The organism is Mediterraneibacter sp. 210702-DFI.5.30 (genome assembly GCF_020560115.1).
Classification (GTDB): Bacteria; Bacillota; Clostridia; order Lachnospirales; family Lachnospiraceae; genus Mediterraneibacter; species Mediterraneibacter faecis.
On record NZ_JAJCME010000001.1, the window covers coordinates 390,475 to 407,076 of the forward strand.

Here is a 16,602-nt window from a genome sequence, read left to right on the forward strand (position 1 = left end):
GGTTATCACATGGAGAAAAAAGCACTTTATAATTTGTCTTATGGAGTATTTATGTTATCCACACGTTCCGGTGAGAAAGTAAATGGCTGTATTACCAATACATGTATGCAGGTAGCGAATGACCCAGTTCGAATTGCGATCTCTGTTTTGAACAGTAATTATACCTGTGATCTGATTAAAGAAAGCGGAATTTTTGCATTGAGTCTGTTGGATGTAGAATGTTCCTTTGAGACAATTAAGCATTTCGGATTCCAGTCAGGGAGAGATGTGGATAAGATGAAAGATCTTACGTTACCGGTAGATCAGAATAATATTCCATATATGGGATATCAGGCATGCGCCGTGATCAGTGGTAAGGTTCTGGAACAGCAGGATCTCGGTACACACACTCTGTTCATTGCAGAAGTAACAGATGCAAAACTGCTGAATGAGAATGCACCGCTTACTTACGCCGATTATCAGAATCGCGTAAAACCAAAGAAGAAAGTGATACCTCAGGATAAGAAGATCGTTGGATGGAGATGTAAGATCTGTAATTATGTATATGAAGGCAGTGAACTTCCGGCAGATTATATCTGTCCAATCTGCGGACATGATGTCAGCGATTTTGAACCGATTTTTGAAAATTAGTGGTAATGATTCATTGATCTTGTCGTGTAGTGAATGGATGCAAGGTCAGGAATAATTATAAAAACAAAGATGAAAAGAAAAGGAGATATGGAATTATGAAATATGTATGTGATTTATGTGGATGGGAATATGATGAAGAGCAGGGATACCCGGAAGGCGGTATTGCACCTGGAACAAAGTGGGAAGATGTACCGGAAGATTTTGAATGTCCTCTGTGTTCCGCAGGAAAGGATCAGTTCTCTGAGGAGTAAAGAAAAAATTACTCTATAATTGAATTTTATGTAGAAAATGCAAGAGTTCAATATAATGTACAAAACAGAACAACAAAATAGACAGAAAATTTATTTTATAAAAAGTTGTTGACAGACAATAATGAACGTGATATTGTATGCTTGTACAAAATAATAGACAAAAACAAAGAGCAAAGGTGCTTACATTTCGTAGTAGCTTTGCTCTTTTTGTTTTTGTTTATTATAAAAATTTTTCAGCGCGCGATGTATTTGACAATTAGTTGAGATTAAGGCAACTGTGAAACAGCTGCAGATTCAGGAGGATTTGACAATGAGATTAAAAGACACAGGATTAACAGCACAGGATATCAAAGACAAAGTAAGCAAATACATGATCGAGACTTATGAGCGTTTCGATTTTCTTGCAGAGACAGCCGAGGGGATGTATCTCTATGATGAGAATGGAACACCATATCTTGACTTTTATGCAGGAATCGCAGTAAACAATGCGGGAAACAGAAACCCGAAGGTTGTAGCAGCAGTCAAAGATCAGGTGGACGATATAATGCACACATTTAACTATCCATACACCATTCCACAGGCGCTGCTTGCTGAAAAAGTATGTAAGACACTTGGAATGGACAAGATCTTTTATCAGAACTCAGGAACAGAGGCCAACGAGGCAATGATCAAGATGGCGCGTAAATATGGTATTGAGAAATATGGCCCAAACAGATATCACATCGTTACAGCAAAGGATGGTTTCCATGGAAGAACATTTGGAGCAATGTCAGCAACAGGTCAGCCGGGAAATGGATGTCAGGTTGGATTCGGACCTATGACTTACGGATTCTCTTATGCACCATACAATGACCTGAAAGCATTCAAGGATGCATGCACAGAGAATACGATCGCAATTATGATCGAGCCTGTACAGGGCGAAGGCGGAGTTCATCCGGCAACACAGGAATTTATGAAAGGACTTCGTGAATTCTGTGATGAGAAGGGAATGCTCTTACTTCTGGATGAGGTACAGACAGGATGGTGTAGAACTGGAGCAGTTATGTCTTATATGAACTACGGAGTAAAACCAGATATCGTATCTATGGCGAAAGGTCTTGGTGGCGGAATGCCAATCGGAGCAATCTGTGCAACAGAGGAAGTATCCAAAGCATTTACAGCCGGATCACATGGAACAACATTTGGAGGACATCCGATTAGCTGTGCAGCAGCACTTGCAGAGGTTGGAGAACTTCTTGACAGAGACCTTGCAGGAAATGCAAAGAAGGTCGGAGATTATTTTGCAGCGAAATTAGAGAAGTTGCCACATGTAAAAGAGGTAAGACATCAGGGACTTCTGGTTGGTGTTGAGTTTGATGATACAATCTCAGGAGTTGATGTAAAACATGGATGCTTTGACAGAAAACTTCTTATCACAGCAATCGGAGCACATATTATCCGTATGGTTCCACCACTGATCGTCAGTGAAGAAGAGTGTGATAAGGCAGTTGAGATTATCGAAGAGGCTGTAAAAGCATTATCATAAATAGAGAAGAAGTATAGAAGACAAGGGCGTCACGAGAATGATCGTGCGCCCTTTTTCTTCGTGGTTTCTGGAATCGTTGAGACGATAATGAAATGCTGTTCACTCTCGTGTAAATCAGAAAAATCATTCAGATGATTTGTATGGGAGTAAGCAGCAGAAATAGAAGAGAGGGTGAATGATATGGCACATCTAGTTATTACAATCGGATGCGAATACGGTGCAAAGGGAAACCAGATTGGCCGGAAAGTCGCAGAAGATCTTGGAATTAAGTTTTATGATCGAGACACAGTAGACCAGATCATAAAGGAAGTAGGAATACCGAAAGAGATTATGGAGAAGGTTGAGGAAGGTGTTACGATTGCCGGAAAAGGAGCGGAGGGAGATGTCCGCGGATCTTTTTCAAAATATGCAGACCTGACAGACCGTGCAATGCATGTTCAGAAAACGATTATACGAAAACTTTCGGACAGAGAATCTTGTGTGATCATCGGACGATCAGCTGATTACATTTTGAAGGAACATCAGCCGATTCTCAGAGTATTTATCTATTCTCCAAACGAAGTGAGAATCCAGAATGTAATGAAGAGTCACAATCTTTCAGCAGATGATGCAAAGCTTCTTATTATAGAAAAGGATAAGAGGTATCACAAGCGTCATCTGGCACTGACCGGAAGTAACCGTGGCGACCGTCATAACCGTGATATGCTGATTGACAGCAGTCTTCTGGGAGTAGATGGAACCGCAGAATTGATTGAAGATGTAGCAAAAAAGATAATGAACAAGTAGGAGGGAACAGGTTATGACACAGAAAAAATCAGAGTTTAACAAAGTATTGAATGCCTGGGACATCCTTGTAATCGCCTTTGGCGCTATGATTGGATGGGGCTGGGTTGTATCAACAGGTGGTTGGATTGAAAAAGGCGGAGTTATCGGAGCCGCACTTGGTTTTGTGATCGGTGGTATCATGATCTTCTTCGTGGGTCTGACATACGCAGAGCTGACAGCAGCAATGCCACAGTGTGGTGGAGAGCATGTATTTAGTTACCGGGCAATGGGTTCGACAGGATCCTTTATCTGTACATGGATGATTGTACTTGGATATGTCAGTGTAGCATGTTTTGAGGCCTGTGCATTTCCAACGATCATTACTTATCTGTGGCCGGGATTTTTAAAAGGTTATATGTATACAGTTGCAGGATTTGATATCTATGCATCCTGGCTGATCACGGCGATTGTAATCGCATTTTTGATTATGTTGATCAATATTATCGGTGCAAAGACAGCGGCTATTCTGCAGACAGTTCTGACTTGTATTATCGGTGGCGCAGGAATCTTACTGATCGTTGCATCGGTGATCAATGGAACAGTTGACAATCTGGATGGACAGATATTTGCAGGAACTACAGCAGGTGTGAATATCAAAGCAATCATCGGAGTTGCGGCAATGTCACCGTTTTACTTCATTGGATTTGATGTTATCCCGCAGGCGGCAGAGGAAATCAATGTTCCACCGAAAAAGATTGGAAATATCTTGATTTTATCTGTAGTACTTGCAGTTATCTTTTATGCATTTGTTATTATAGCAGTTGGATTCGTTATGAATCCTGGAGACATTATCGCGTCACAGGAAGCAACAGGACTTGTAACGGCAGATGCGATGGCAGCGGCATTTAACACGAAAATCATGGCAAAGGTTATTATTGTCGGCGGAATGTGTGGAATCGTTACATCCTGGAACTCCTTCTTACTTGGTGGTTCCCGTGCAATGTATTCCATGGCAGAGTCTTACATGATTCCAAAATTCTTTGCAAAATTACATCCGAAGCACAAAACTCCTGTAAATGCTTTGATCCTGATCGGTATTCTGACAATGCTTGCTCCGTTCGCAGGAAGAAAGATGCTTGTATGGATCAGTGATGCCGGTAACTTTGGATGTTGTTTCGCTTACTGCATGGTTGCTCTGTCTTTTATGATCCTGAGAAAGAAAGAGCCGGATATGCCGAGACCGTATAAGGTTCCATGTTATAAATTCTTCGGAACTATGGCAGTTATCATGTCAGGATTTATGGTTGCAATGTACTGTATTCCGGGAAGCGGTGGAAACCTGATCCTTCAAGAGTGGCTGATGGTACTTGGATGGTCAGCACTTGGTGTTGTGTTCTATGTTGTATGTAAAGTGAAATACAAAGAGTCCTTTGGTACACTTGTTGAGATCATCTCTGATGAGGATGCAGCAACTCTGATGCCGGAGGCAGATGAAGAAGAGCTTGATAAAGTGATCGATGCAGCAATTGATCGTGTACTGATGCAGAAAAGTGATTTGATTGGAGGCACAGTTTAATAATGAATGGATTTAGTTTTTCAGTTCCACAGAATATTACAGTAGGAAAGGGAAGCCTTACAAAGCTTCCCGAGATTGCTAAGAAGTCAGGCAGTTCCCATGCATTTCTTATGTCCGGACCGCATCTGGCGAAGATGGGGCTCGTGGAGAAGGCAGCAGAGTCTCTGAAAGTGGCAGGAATTGCTGTTGATACATTTACAGAGATAGAAGGAAATCCATCTGTTGAGACAGTGGATAAGGCAACAGTGGCATTCAAAGAATCAGGTGCAGATTTTATCGTGGCATTCGGCGGCGGTTCTCCGATGGATGTGGCAAAAGCAGTCGGTGTTACTGCGAAATATGGCGGAAGCATTACAGAATACGAAGGTGCCCACAAAGTTCCGGGACCGATCATTCCGTTGATCGCAATTCCGACGATAGCAGGAACAGGTTCTGAGGTAACTGCATTTTCAGTTATTACAGATCACAGCAGAGATTATAAGCTGACAGTTTTCAGTTATGAGATTCTTCCGGCATATGCAATTCTGGACGCAGAACTTCTGACAACAGCTCCGGCAAGCGTTGCAGCGGCCTGTGGAATTGATGCATTTATCCATGCAGAAGAAGCATATATTTCTACTGCAGCATCACCGTTTTCAGATGCGATGGCAGAGAAAGCCATGAGTCTGATCGGTAAAAACATTCGTCGTTTCGTTGCAAACCGCGGCGATATCGAAGCAGCAGAAGCAATGCTTGTCGGTTCACTTTTTGCAGGAATCGCATTTTCCTTTGCAAGACTTGGAAATGTACATGCAATGAGTCATCCGGTCAGCGCATTCTTTGATGTACCGCATGGAGTGGCCAATGCAGTATTACTTCCGGTAATCGCAGAGTATAATGCACTGGCAGATCATGGAAGATATCTGACGATCTATAATGACATCAGTTCGGTTCCGGCTTATGAGGAAGAGTTTGAACCAATGATGCTGGTGGATGCGATTTGTGAATTATGTGGGGAGATTGGAATTCCGGCAAATCTGACAGAAGCAATTAATAATGCCAGCAAGACAGGCCCGGTGAGTGCAGAAGAGATTGAGAACAAGATTGAAGCAATGGCAGTGGATGCCATGAAGAGTGGAAACATTGCAGTGAATCCGAGGTCTTCCAGACAGTGTGACATTGAAATGTTGTACAGAAAAGCGTTGTAAGGATGAAGTAGATGGACTATTTATCACATAATGTATCAGAAAATTTGAAGAAAATTCGTAAAGCAAAGGGAATGAGTCTGGAATTTGAGACAGACCAGCCACAGGTGTACCGGAACCAGGGAACAGAAAAGGTATGTTGTGTGTGCTTCTTCCTGGATTATATGAGAATAATATAAAAAAGAGATTTTAAATATAAAAAGCAGGTGGTAGAATAAACACAGAACTATTCTATCACTTGTTTTACGTTACGAAAGAGAGGAAGAGAAACATGTATCAGGCAGCAAATGACAGATATGAGAAAATGGCTTATGTACGTTGTGGAAAGAGCGGATTAAAACTCCCGGCAATTTCACTTGGATTGTGGCACAACTTTGGAGATACCGGTGTTTATGAGAATATGAAGGAAATCCTTTTCACAGCATTTGATAATGGAATCGTACACTTTGATCTGGCAAATAATTACGGGCCGGCTTATGGAAGTGCAGAGAAGAATTTTGGTAAGATTCTGAAAGAAGAACTTGGCGTGTACAGAGATGAGCTTCTGATCAGCACAAAGGCTGGTTTTGATATGTGGGAAGGCCCTTATGGAAACTGGGGAAGTAGAAAATATCTTCTTTCCAGTCTGGATCAGAGCCTGAAGCGTATGGGGCTGGATTATGTAGATATCTTCTACCATCACCGGATGGATCCGGAGACTCCGTTGGAAGAGACGATGGGAGCACTTGCAAGTGCAGTGCAGTCAGGAAAAGCACTTTATGTGGGACTTTCAAATTATGACGGTCCAACCCTAGAAAAGGCAGAGGCAATCTTAAGAGACTTGAAGTGTCCATTTGTGATCAATCAGAACAGATATTCTATCTTTGACAGAACAATTGAGAAAAATGGATTGAAAGACACCGCGAAGAAGCTGGAGAAGGGAATTATTGCATTCAGTCCGCTGGCGCAGGGACTTCTTACCGACCGTTATCTGAAAGGAATCCCGGAAGACAGCAGAATTATGACAGACGGACGATTCCTGAAGAAATCTGCTCTGACAGAAGAAAAACTTGTGAAAATCAGAGAACTGAACGGACTGGCAGCCGGAAGAGGTCAGACATTGGCAGAGATGGCATTGAGTTGGATTTTGAAGGATGGTATTGTAACAAGCGTTCTTGTAGGCGCATCAAAACCGGAACAGGTATTGGATAATATCAAGGCAATACAGAATACAGAATTTACAGAAGAAGAACTCCGCAAGATTGATGAGCTGTCACTCGTTTAAGCTAGTTGTCACTGTTAATTTGTGTTATACTGGTTAAAAATGAAAAGTTGAAAGAGGAGAATTTACCATGGATAGAATTGCAAGCTTTACAATCAACCACCTGGATCTGATGCCGGGATTGTATGTCTCAAGAAGAGACGCAAAAGGAGATTGTGTCACAACAACATTTGATCTGAGAATCACAGCACCGAACAGAGAGCCGGTTGTGGATACTCCGGCACTTCATACGATCGAGCATCTGGCAGCGACTTATCTCCGCAACAGTGAGAAGAAGGATGACGTGATCTACTTTGGACCAATGGGATGTAGAACAGGATGCTATCTTGTTATGTTTGGAAATCTGGATTCAGAGGATGTGCTGGATCTTGTTCTTGAAATGTGTGATTTCATTATCGGATTTGAAGGAGAGATTCCGGGGGCTGCACCGGAGCAGTGTGGCAACTATCAGGAGCAGAACCTTGATATGGCGAAGTATTATATTAAGAAATACAAAGATGCATTGGTGAATGACCGTCATCTTGTATATCCAGAGTAGAAGGTCTTTATCAGAAATAAATTTTTAATCAGATCTCTTGAAATGAACAGAAAAAGGGAATGGGTTGAAGTTTTCAGTCCATTCCCTTTTTCGTGTAAAAATCTAGATTAAGCAACTTGATTGTAACGATTTTCCAGAAAATTTATCTGTTTATTCATCCTGAACATCTAACGTATTTGTATTCAGGTCGTATGTTACAACATCATCCCAGTTTCGCCGAAGGACAACCTCAGCAGTCAGATCAGTATTGTTATAATTGATGGACCACTGTGTATTACTGGTTATTTCGACTGGATTTGGATCCTGAGAGGCAGCTTTCAATGCATTCCAGGAAGTTATGTTTGTGTGTTCTTTTTCTGTTTCAAAAACGTTAAGAACCGCATCGTAACGTTCTCTTCCATGTCCGTAAATCCCATTTCTCTGGTTTGGGGCAACCTTGTCTTTATATAGAATGAAAAAGTTGGTAATTGCTTCCGATTTCGTATCTACAAGTTCGCGGGTATTACTGTTGCAGTCATACTCAATGACGCGTCCATCTCCGTTGGCATCTGTGATATAGAAATGATAATCTCTGCCGGAGGATGCAAACATATCGTAACTCTTTAGTAAGGTAACGGCCTCTTCTGTTGAAGCAGCGCGGTCAAGTACAAGACGAATTGCAAGAGTAGTGGAAATCGTAGGTTTTCCTGTATCCTGATGAACAGGGTCACTGTCCAGCGTCAGTACTGCAATAGAAACACCTTTTTCATTCATACCGTCGAGACAGATGAATGGAGAAGTTAATGAAGCAAGTTTTTTCTTTACATTCTCATCAGGAATGTTGGCAGATACATTATCAAGTGCTGCGAATGCAACAGATTTATATCCATTTTTCGGTGTACAGTACACGAGCATTGCGGAAGTATCTTTTTTAAAATCGTAATTACGACCCATATGAATATCACCGTCTGTATCAGTCATTGTAAATGCAGTACAGCCAAATTTCGGGGCTTTGATCTTGACCGGAAGAAGAGGGAGTGCTTCCTTCAGAATTGCATCGATCATACTCTGATCATCTGTGATCCCGTAGTTGATTACATCATCTAAGTTATAATCATATTTCACATCCATTCGATACAGGTTATAGCCATCGTCATAAGAACTTATCTTTTGAATGGAAGACATTGTGCGAAAACGTGTGAAATAAATTCCTGTAAAGATTCCGATACAAAGCAGAAGAAATACAAGAAGAACAAGAAAGATTCGTGTTACATATTTTTTCATAGAGGTTCCCCCTTTCATGATGTGTACCCAGGGTGTGCTTATTTCAGCATATAAGATTTTAATTGCCCACGGGTTTCAATCCCCAATTTGTTAAAAATGCTGGTCATGTGCTGTTTTACTGTCCGCACATTCATATGCATATAATCAGCAATCTCATTGTTTGTCCAGCCTCTGTTAGCAAGCATTGCAATTGAAAATTCAGTGGTTGTCAGATTGTCGGCAACATCGTCCTGTGTTGCCGGATTATGGATTCTTCTCCAACCATAACTGAACTGATAGGTGATGTTTATGATACGTTTATAGTCATCGGAATAATCTGTTTTCAGACAGGTTTCAATCAATCCTTGCAGCAGACCGTGATGTTCGCCGATTCCCTCAATCAATCCGTCAGGACGGGCGAGAGTCCAGGCGTTCATAAAATGTTGTCTGGCAAGCTCCTGTTTCCTCAGATTCATCGCATCCATTGCGCCCATAAGATTCAGGTAGATCATAGCAATCGGATAGACATCCGTGCTTAACATCAGACAGGCATGGACAATCCCAAGTGACTTTTCATATTCCTGGGAAAGATAGGAATTATGAGCCAGGATATAACCTCCCCACAATCTCATTCCAACAGGCAGTTCAGAGAGATAGTCTGACAGAGGAGGAACACCTCCGACTGGAAGATGAAGGAGCGTTTGTGCGGCAACGGTTGTAAAAATTGCGAATGCGGTAGTCTTCCGATTATCTTCCTTTTTCAGAATCTGATCTAAGTTCTCTTTCAGACTTTTCAACCCTCCGGTTGCAGAGTTGATTCTATTGAGAGAAAGATTGGCAAATGTATAGATCAGGCAGGCAGAAAGCCGGAGCATGGGATCAGGATGACTCAAATATAATTCTGCAAGATCAACGGCTTTGTCATGTTCGCCAGTGAAATAATAGTACTCGCAGTAGGCCATTTTCTGCATGTCCTGACTTTTCAGGTTTTGGATAAAATTCAGACACTCTCCCGGCCGGAAAGCAGTGCTCATAAGCAGCATAGGCAGATATCCGGTGTCTTGAGGTTCTTTATGAAGTCCAAGAATATAATCAGTGGATACATGGAATTCCCGTGCTAATTTTATTAAAAGATCACTGTTGATCGATTTGGTGTCGCCATTTAAAATCCGGCTGATCTGTGAAGGAGCAACGCCAAGATGCAGCGCAAGCTCCTTGCGGGTCAGCTGATGTGTATCGCATAACTGCTGGATGCGTTCACCAGGAGATACCGTAGTTCCGTTCTTGTTTTCAACCATGGTCATCACCTTCTTTCCAATCATCCAGATATTTACCAGGCTCTCTTAAGTGACTTTATTGTAGCACGGGAAATAGATTGTGACATCGTTCATTTATGAAAAAGATTGGTTGCGTTTTTGCAAATAATAAGGGATTTTCAATGAGATAAATTGCAAAAATGCAAATTTAGTTCTTAAGCAATTCCGTATTCTTATGAATTGTCTCATTAACAATATTCTCTACATAACTTCCGATATGTTTTTTGACATCCTTATCCAGTTCATTTGGATAGATCGGAGTACCGTATTCGAGAACAACATGTGTTTTCTTGATCTTTGGAAAATGATTTTCGAAAATTTCAGCAGTATTATTCATAGAAATCGGTATGATCGGACAGCCGGTCTTCGTGGCAATCTTGAAAGCACCTTCTTTGAAAGGAAGAAGACTTAATTCTTCACCTTTATTTCTTGTACCTTCAGGGAAGATACAGATAGAGATACCGTTCTTTACATAATCGATTGCCTGCAGGATTGTCTTTAAACCTTCCTTCGGATTCTCACGATCAAGGAAAAGACAATAGACAAAACGCATCCAGGTAGAAAGAAGCGGAATCTTTTCCATCTCTTTCTTTGCTACATAACCTGTAAGATTCCTGCATCTGCTGTAAGTGAGCAGAATGTCAAAGAAGCTGCGGTGGTTTCCGATAAAGAGAACAGGTTCATTCGGTACATTCTCTTCACCGATCACGGTAACTTTCACACCGGTCATTTTCAAAATCACTTTAAATCCCCACTGGACAATACGCAGAGAACTGATGTCACGCGCATGTGGGTTGAATTTACCGATCAGCCATTCCACAAAGAAAACAGGAATAGAAAGAATCAGGTAAAGAATTAGAAAAATTGCAACAAAAATAAATCGAAACATATAATATCCTTTCTTTATCTTAAGAATAATAGAGTCGCCATAATATAAAATAACTACTGGCGCATGTAGCTTTATTATACCGTAGCAGCATAAAAAATACAACTGATGCATAGATTGAAGGGAAATAAAAAATCCGGATGGCGTTACTGTTTACAGTATCTGGAATATTGTAATGAAAAATAAAAAACAAAAGGGCATTTTAGCTGTGTTTCTACTGTGTGTCTGTTTTTTTATAAGCGGATGTATTACCAGGATTGAGAAAGAGCAAAAACAAAAAGATCTGGAATATATTCTGATCGACCAGGAGCATCTTCCGGAGGAAATGACAGAAGTGCTCAGTCAGTTAAAAAAGAAAGCATTTCATTTTGTTTATTCGGATCAGGGAAAGACGTATCTTGCAGAAGGATACGGTGCATGTCCGACAACAGGATATACTATTGAGGTGAAGAAACTTTATGAAACGGAGCATGCAGTTTGTTTGAATACAAGTCTGATGGGACCGGCAACTGGTGAAGAGACGAAAGAAATCACGACATTTCCATACATAGTCGTGGAAATCAGTGAAACAGAAAAAGAGGTTATGTTTGATTGAGGAGGAGCAGGATGGAAATTGTGAAGAGAGCGATACGCCTGATGCATGAAGGAAAATGTATTTACGATCAGTTTCAGCTGGACGAAGACTATAACGTTCCGGATGCAAAGGAGGATGTGGGAAATGTAATTGAAGGGACAGTCTGTGTGAAGACGGAAGATATGAAGCTTGTAGAGAATTATCTGAAAATCAGTGGAAAAGCTCTATTTAAGATTTTGTACATGACAGCTTCTCTGGATCCGCAACCGGCAGTTTTAGAAGGAAAGCTTCCATTTGAAGAAATGGTATATGTAGAACAACCGGGAGAGGAAGAATATTTCCTGAAAAATCTCAGAACAGAGTTCAGTGTATCAATGGTGCATTCCAGAAAGCTGAGCCTGCATCTACTGACAGAACTTGAAATTGGAAGGACTCAGATGATAAGTGAAGAAGTCACGGAAGATGTGGAAAGTGAACATGCTGTTTATAAAAAAATGAAAAAGTTTCGTCTGCTTGGATTGTCAGACACAAAAAAAGACACTTATAGAATAAAAGAAGAGATTACATTACCGGGAACGAAGGAGAGTATCAGCCAGATTCTGTTGTCCGAAGTGGGCGGTAGAAAGTTAGAACTGCGTCCGGGAACAGATGAGGTGACAGTCCGAGGGGAACTACAGGTGTTCTGTCTCTATCTGTCAGAAGAATCGAAGGCAGACTGGGTCAGCCAGGTGATTCCATACGAAGGAAAACTTCTTTGCAATGGCCTGACAGAAGGAATGTTTTATTCTGTGGAACATACGCTGGAGGATACACTGGTTGATATCCGTATGGATGAGGACGGCGAGATGCGGATCCTTGGGATTGAAGGGACATTACTGCTGCGGATGAACTTTTACGAAGAGCAGGAGATGGAGTTGTTAGAAGATATTTATTCTTTACAAGAGCAGTGTATTCCGGAGAAACAGGAGACGGTTTTTGAAGAGCTTTTAATGCAGAACCAATCCAGATATAAACTAACGGAACGGCTTTCACTTCCAGAATTAAAAGATGATGTACTTCAAGTACTCTGCAGCAGAGGGGAAATCCAGATAGAACATACGGAGTATAGAGAAGAAGGAATCCAAATAGAAGGAATCCTGCATCTTAACTTTCTCTACCTGAGAGGGGATGATGCAAGACCATATGGAAGCTGGCAGGGGATGATACCATTCCAACATCTGATCGAATGTTCCAATCTTCCGGAAAATGTACGGTGTACGATGAGTCATCATGTGGATCAGATCCAGGTGTCTATGGCAGGCAGTGAGGCTGTAGAAGTGAGAGCAATTCTTGCATTTGATGCATTCTTACGGCGGGAGGTAGAACTTCAGACAATCGTGTCTGTCATGGAGAAACCGCTGGATCTTGAAAAGATAGATAAGAGGCCGGGAATCGTTGGTCATATTGTGCAGGAGAAAGAAGATCTCTGGGAGTTGGCGAAACAGTATATGACTACAGTTGAGGGGATTATGAATGTAAACGAATTGGAAAATGAAAATGTGAAAATAGGGGATAAATTGTTGATTTTTAAAGAAAATATGAGTATACTGTAAGTACTATGTATACAAGATACATTTGTGTGAATTTTCACATCTGGTTCTTTAGAAAACAGCGATGGAGGTACACAGGATGAATCAAATTGAATTAAAAGCACTTGCCAAGATTAATTTAGGCCTGGATGTGCTTGGAAGACGCGAGAATGGATACCATGATGTCAGAATGGTCATGCAGTCTATTTATCTGTATGATGAAGTGAAGATTGCGAAGAAGAAAGAACCTGGAATTACACTGACAACAAATCTGAAGTTTCTTCCAACCGGGGATGGCAATATCGCTTATAAAGCAGCGCAGCTTCTGATGGATGAATTTGATCTGAAAGAAGGGGTTCAGATCACGCTGAATAAGCACATTCCGGTAGCTGCCGGTCTTGCAGGAGGAAGCTCGAATGCAGCTGCGGTTCTGTTTGGAATGAACCGGCTCTTCGGACTGCGTCTGACCCAGCAGGAATTGATGGATCGGGGCGTGAAGCTTGGAGCAGATGTTCCTTATTGTATCATGAGAGGAACCGTTCTTGCAGAAGGGATAGGAGAAGAATTAAGTGTCCTTCCTGCCATGCCGAAATGTACGGTACTGATCGCCAAGCCTCCGATCAGTGTTTCGACGAAGATGGTGTATGAAGCACTGGACTCCAAAGAGATTGTCGAGCATCCAGATATTGACGGGATCCTGGAAGGACTTCGGAAGGGAGATCTTCACAAGGTCGCAGATTCTATGGGGAATGTGTTAGAGGATGTGACAATACCGATGCATCCGGTGATCGCGGATATCAAGCAGGTGATGCAGGATTGCGGAGCAATCGGGGCAATGATGAGCGGAAGTGGACCGACTGTGTTTGGTCTGTTTGAAAACCGGGCATCAGCAAGAGAAGCACAGAGGATGATTCGGGACAAAGGTCTGACAAGACAGGCATACGTAACGAATATACACAACGTTAGGAGGAAGTAAAATGGGAACTGATTTTGAAGTAACAATGAACGAGTATCTGCCTCTGAGAGATGTGGTATTTAATACATTGAGACAGGCAATCCTGCGCGGAGAACTGAAGCCGGGGGAGCGTCTGATGGAGATTCAGCTGGCGAACAAACTCGGAGTGAGCAGAACCCCGATCCGTGAAGCAATCCGTAAGCTTGAACTGGAAGGGCTTGTACTTATGATTCCGAGAAAAGGTGCGGAAGTTGCAGAGATCACAGAGAAGAATCTAAGAGATGTGCTGGAAGTGCGCTGTGCGTTAGAAGAGCTTGCAGTACAGCTTGCGTGTGACAGAATGGATGAAGAAGGAGTGCGTGAGCTTCGTGCAGCAGCGGAGACATTTGAGTCTATTCTCAACAGTGATGATATTACACAGATCGCACAGGCAGACGTTGCATTTCATGATATTATCTATGCTGCAACAGACAACCGCAGACTGATCCAGCTTCTGAATAATCTGCGCGAACAGATGTACAGATACAGAATTGAATATTTAAAGAAGAAAGAATGCTACCCACAGCTGTTGAATGAGCATCAGACAATTATTGATGCGATTGCCGGACATGATAAAGAGTTGGCTACAAAGTTTACAAGCCAGCATATTAAGAACCAGGCAGAAACGGTTGTTGGCACTATCCGTGAGAAAGAAGAAAATGCTTAAAAAATAAAGAATGTGCCTTGGCACATTCTTTATTCTATATGTATGGAATTCATTTTTGTGGAAAGACTCCATGTATGAACAAAATTAATTTATCATAGATGGAGGATGATATTATGAAGAAACGGTTTGCACTGCTCAGAAGAAAGCTGAAGTCTGTCCGAGAAGAAAAACTGCCGGGAAGAGCAGTGATTTTTTCAGTGGCAGCGGGACTTCTGATCGCTGCTTTCTTCACAGGAATGATATATACAAAACAGGAATTATATGCACAGGAAGAAACGCAGAAGCATCTGGCGCAGGAAGTGTTTCGCTTCCATGTGTTAGCGAATAGTGACAGCGAAAAGGACCAGAATCTGAAATTGCAGGTAAGAGATGCAGTATTGGATTATATGAAAGAAGAATTGTCAGAAGAACCGGAAGAGAAACAGTGTCTTAAGCAGACAGTGCAGTGGGCACGTACACATACAGATGAGATTCGTGCAATCGGAGAAAAGACAGTTGCGATGGCAGGAGAAGATCAGAGTGTGAATGTGGCTGTAACAACCTGTTACTTTCCTGACAGGACTTACGGTGATGTGACATTTCCTGCGGGAAATTATCAGGCACTGCGGGTAGAACTGGGAAATGCAGAGGGACATAACTGGTGGTGCGTGCTTTATCCGAATCTCTGCTTTCTGGATACAACGAATGCGGTGGTTCCTGACAAAGGAAAGAAACAATTAAAACAGGTACTGACGGAAGAAGAATATTCCAAAGTGACAGCGAATACAAAGTTTAAGATTGGCTGGTATTTTTGGAAATAAGAAATAAAAGAGGTTAAGAAAATGTATGAATTTGACAGCAGAGTACGTTACAGCGAGGTAGATCACCACGGTACGATGACAGTTCCGGCGTTGATCAATTATTTTCAGGACTGCAGTACCTTCCAGTCGGAGGATCTTGGAATTGGTACAACGGTTTTGAAGGAAGAGAAAAGAGCGTGGCTTTTATCTTACTGGCAGGTGATCCTGAATCGGAAACCGGAGCTTGGTGAGAAGATCACAATCGGAACATTTGCAACAGAATTCAAGGGATTGTTTGGAAACAGAAACTTTTATATGAAAGATGCAGATGGAAAATATCTCGCCTGTGCGAATTCAGTCTGGGCATTTATTGATACAGAGACAGGAAGACCAACCAGGCCGCAACCAAAGGATGTTCAGTTGTATGGAGTAGAAGAACCACTTGATATACCATATGAGGGAAGAAAAATCCGACTTCCGGAAGAGACAGATGATCTGGAGGCATTTCCGGTCAGAAAGCATCATATTGACACAAATGAGCATGTGAACAACTGTCAGTATGTGCAGATGGCATTGGAATTTCTTCCGGATGATCTTCAGATTGCACAGTTGCGTGTAGAGTATAAAAAGGCAGCTGTACTGGGGGATATGATCTATCCGAAGCTGAGTAAAGAAGCAGACAGAATCGTTGTGGAACTCTGTGACGAACAGGCAAAACCATATGCAGTTCTGGAATTTAAAGAAGAAATATAAAAGAAGAGATAGAATAGAAAAACTCCCGGATGTTCCTAGAGACTATGAAGAAAAGTCTGTAAATAAAAATCTTCTATGATAATGATTGAGCTG

The 16,602-nt window shown here is 41.7% G+C and carries 18 protein-coding genes; 15 read left to right on the plus strand and 3 right to left on the minus strand.

Translation table 11 applies throughout. From position 1 onward, the window contains the following. Positions 1-9: 9 nt before the first annotated feature. From LI126_RS01855 to LI126_RS01895, 9 genes are all read left to right on the plus strand, one after another. Positions 10-630 (plus strand): flavin reductase, encoded by a 621-nt coding sequence (locus LI126_RS01855; RefSeq protein WP_227164712.1) that lies wholly within the window; start codon positions 10-12, stop codon positions 628-630. A gap of 95 nt (positions 631-725) precedes the next feature. Next, positions 726-881, plus strand: a complete 156-nt coding sequence (locus LI126_RS01860; RefSeq protein WP_020436293.1) for a rubredoxin — start codon at positions 726-728, stop codon at positions 879-881. Between the two features lie 310 nt (positions 882-1,191). After that, a complete protein-coding gene (locus LI126_RS01865) occupies positions 1,192-2,406 on the plus strand; it encodes an aspartate aminotransferase family protein (RefSeq protein WP_144367594.1) in 1,215 nt (404 codons plus the stop codon). A 180-nt stretch (positions 2,407-2,586) separates the two neighbouring features. Further along, positions 2,587-3,192, plus strand: a complete 606-nt coding sequence (locus LI126_RS01870) for a cytidylate kinase-like family protein (protein WP_178741867.1) — start codon at positions 2,587-2,589, stop codon at positions 3,190-3,192. Positions 3,193-3,205: 13 nt separating this feature from the next. Further along, entirely contained in the window at positions 3,206-4,747 is a 1,542-nt protein-coding gene (locus LI126_RS01875; RefSeq protein WP_226865826.1) for an APC family permease, read from the plus strand. 2 nt (positions 4,748-4,749) lie between these two features. Then, positions 4,750-5,934 carry an iron-containing alcohol dehydrogenase gene (locus LI126_RS01880; protein ID WP_227164713.1) on the plus strand — a complete coding sequence of 395 codons (1,185 nt, stop codon included), beginning with the start codon at positions 4,750-4,752 and terminating at the stop codon, positions 5,932-5,934. 11 nt (positions 5,935-5,945) lie between these two features. Then, complete coding sequence (locus LI126_RS01885; protein ID WP_227164714.1) at positions 5,946-6,110, plus strand: hypothetical protein; 165 nt, start codon at positions 5,946-5,948, stop codon at positions 6,108-6,110. A 92-nt stretch (positions 6,111-6,202) separates the two neighbouring features. Continuing rightward, positions 6,203-7,195 (plus strand): aldo/keto reductase, encoded by a 993-nt coding sequence (locus tag LI126_RS01890; RefSeq protein WP_015528624.1) that lies wholly within the window; start codon positions 6,203-6,205, stop codon positions 7,193-7,195. Between the two features lie 67 nt (positions 7,196-7,262). Beyond that, entirely contained in the window at positions 7,263-7,730 is a 468-nt protein-coding gene (locus LI126_RS01895) for an S-ribosylhomocysteine lyase (protein ID WP_015528625.1), read from the plus strand. A 150-nt stretch (positions 7,731-7,880) separates the two neighbouring features. On the opposite strand, the gene LI126_RS01900 is transcribed toward LI126_RS01895, so the two are convergent. From LI126_RS01900 to LI126_RS01910, 3 genes are all read right to left on the minus strand, one after another. Next, on the minus strand, positions 7,881-8,993 hold the full coding sequence (locus tag LI126_RS01900; RefSeq protein ID WP_227164715.1) for a linear amide C-N hydrolase: 1,113 nt from the start codon (positions 8,991-8,993) through the stop codon (positions 7,881-7,883). Positions 8,994-9,031: 38 nt separating this feature from the next. Continuing rightward, positions 9,032-10,270, minus strand: coding sequence for a helix-turn-helix domain-containing protein (locus LI126_RS01905; protein WP_227164716.1), 1,239 nt, complete (start codon positions 10,268-10,270; stop codon positions 9,032-9,034). Between the two features lie 166 nt (positions 10,271-10,436). Further along, a complete protein-coding gene (locus LI126_RS01910; protein ID WP_227164717.1) occupies positions 10,437-11,177 on the minus strand; it encodes a lysophospholipid acyltransferase family protein in 741 nt (246 codons plus the stop codon). A gap of 172 nt (positions 11,178-11,349) precedes the next feature. On the opposite strand from LI126_RS01910, the gene LI126_RS01915 reads away from it, so the two are divergent. The 6 genes from LI126_RS01915 (at position 11,350) to LI126_RS01940 (ending at position 16,509) form a co-directional block, all read left to right on the plus strand. Next, entirely contained in the window at positions 11,350-11,769 is a 420-nt protein-coding gene (locus LI126_RS01915) for a protease complex subunit PrcB family protein (RefSeq protein ID WP_227164718.1), read from the plus strand. An 11-nt stretch (positions 11,770-11,780) separates the two neighbouring features. Then, positions 11,781-13,340, plus strand: a complete 1,560-nt coding sequence (locus LI126_RS01920; RefSeq protein WP_227164719.1) for a DUF3794 and LysM peptidoglycan-binding domain-containing protein — start codon at positions 11,781-11,783, stop codon at positions 13,338-13,340. 76 nt (positions 13,341-13,416) lie between these two features. Next, positions 13,417-14,292, plus strand: a complete 876-nt coding sequence (gene ispE, locus LI126_RS01925) for a 4-(cytidine 5'-diphospho)-2-C-methyl-D-erythritol kinase (RefSeq protein ID WP_155204496.1) — start codon at positions 13,417-13,419, stop codon at positions 14,290-14,292. Position 14,293: 1 nt separating this feature from the next. After that, complete coding sequence (locus LI126_RS01930; RefSeq protein ID WP_020436287.1) at positions 14,294-14,977, plus strand: GntR family transcriptional regulator; 684 nt, start codon at positions 14,294-14,296, stop codon at positions 14,975-14,977. Between the two features lie 113 nt (positions 14,978-15,090). After that, the gene (gene spoIIR / locus LI126_RS01935; protein WP_227164720.1) at positions 15,091-15,777 is read left to right on the plus strand and encodes a stage II sporulation protein R; all 687 of its coding nucleotides are present in this window, start codon (positions 15,091-15,093) and stop codon (positions 15,775-15,777) included. 21 nt (positions 15,778-15,798) lie between these two features. Next, positions 15,799-16,509: an acyl-[acyl-carrier-protein] thioesterase gene (locus LI126_RS01940; protein ID WP_015528632.1), complete on the plus strand. Its 711-nt coding sequence runs from the start codon at positions 15,799-15,801 to the stop codon at positions 16,507-16,509. Positions 16,510-16,602: the final 93 nt, after the last annotated feature.

Excerpts from the sequence above, each read along its gene's own strand:
- LI126_RS01890 (WP_015528624.1), top strand. The coding sequence starts at position 6,203 with ATGTATCAGGCAGCAAATGACAGATATGAGAAAATGGCTTATGTACGT.
- LI126_RS01875 (WP_226865826.1), top strand. The coding sequence starts at position 3,206 with ATGACACAGAAAAAATCAGAGTTTAACAAAGTATTGAATGCCTGGGAC.
- LI126_RS01900 (WP_227164715.1), bottom strand. The coding sequence starts at position 8,993 with ATGAAAAAATATGTAACACGAATCTTTCTTGTTCTTCTTGTATTTCTT.
- LI126_RS01930 (WP_020436287.1), top strand. The coding sequence starts at position 14,294 with ATGGGAACTGATTTTGAAGTAACAATGAACGAGTATCTGCCTCTGAGA.
- LI126_RS01920 (WP_227164719.1), top strand. The coding sequence starts at position 11,781 with ATGGAAATTGTGAAGAGAGCGATACGCCTGATGCATGAAGGAAAATGT.
- LI126_RS01855 (WP_227164712.1), top strand. The coding sequence starts at position 10 with ATGGAGAAAAAAGCACTTTATAATTTGTCTTATGGAGTATTTATGTTA.
- LI126_RS01865 (WP_144367594.1), top strand. The coding sequence starts at position 1,192 with ATGAGATTAAAAGACACAGGATTAACAGCACAGGATATCAAAGACAAA.
- LI126_RS01895 (WP_015528625.1), top strand. The coding sequence starts at position 7,263 with ATGGATAGAATTGCAAGCTTTACAATCAACCACCTGGATCTGATGCCG.
- ispE (WP_155204496.1), top strand. The coding sequence starts at position 13,417 with ATGAATCAAATTGAATTAAAAGCACTTGCCAAGATTAATTTAGGCCTG.
- LI126_RS01870 (WP_178741867.1), top strand. The coding sequence starts at position 2,587 with ATGGCACATCTAGTTATTACAATCGGATGCGAATACGGTGCAAAGGGA.
- LI126_RS01940 (WP_015528632.1), top strand. The coding sequence starts at position 15,799 with ATGTATGAATTTGACAGCAGAGTACGTTACAGCGAGGTAGATCACCAC.
- LI126_RS01905 (WP_227164716.1), bottom strand. The coding sequence starts at position 10,270 with ATGGTTGAAAACAAGAACGGAACTACGGTATCTCCTGGTGAACGCATC.
- LI126_RS01915 (WP_227164718.1), top strand. The coding sequence starts at position 11,350 with ATGAAAAATAAAAAACAAAAGGGCATTTTAGCTGTGTTTCTACTGTGT.
- LI126_RS01880 (WP_227164713.1), top strand. The coding sequence starts at position 4,750 with ATGAATGGATTTAGTTTTTCAGTTCCACAGAATATTACAGTAGGAAAG.
- LI126_RS01885 (WP_227164714.1), top strand. The coding sequence starts at position 5,946 with ATGGACTATTTATCACATAATGTATCAGAAAATTTGAAGAAAATTCGT.
- LI126_RS01860 (WP_020436293.1), top strand. The coding sequence starts at position 726 with ATGAAATATGTATGTGATTTATGTGGATGGGAATATGATGAAGAGCAG.
- spoIIR (WP_227164720.1), top strand. The coding sequence starts at position 15,091 with ATGAAGAAACGGTTTGCACTGCTCAGAAGAAAGCTGAAGTCTGTCCGA.
- LI126_RS01910 (WP_227164717.1), bottom strand. The coding sequence starts at position 11,177 with ATGTTTCGATTTATTTTTGTTGCAATTTTTCTAATTCTTTACCTGATT.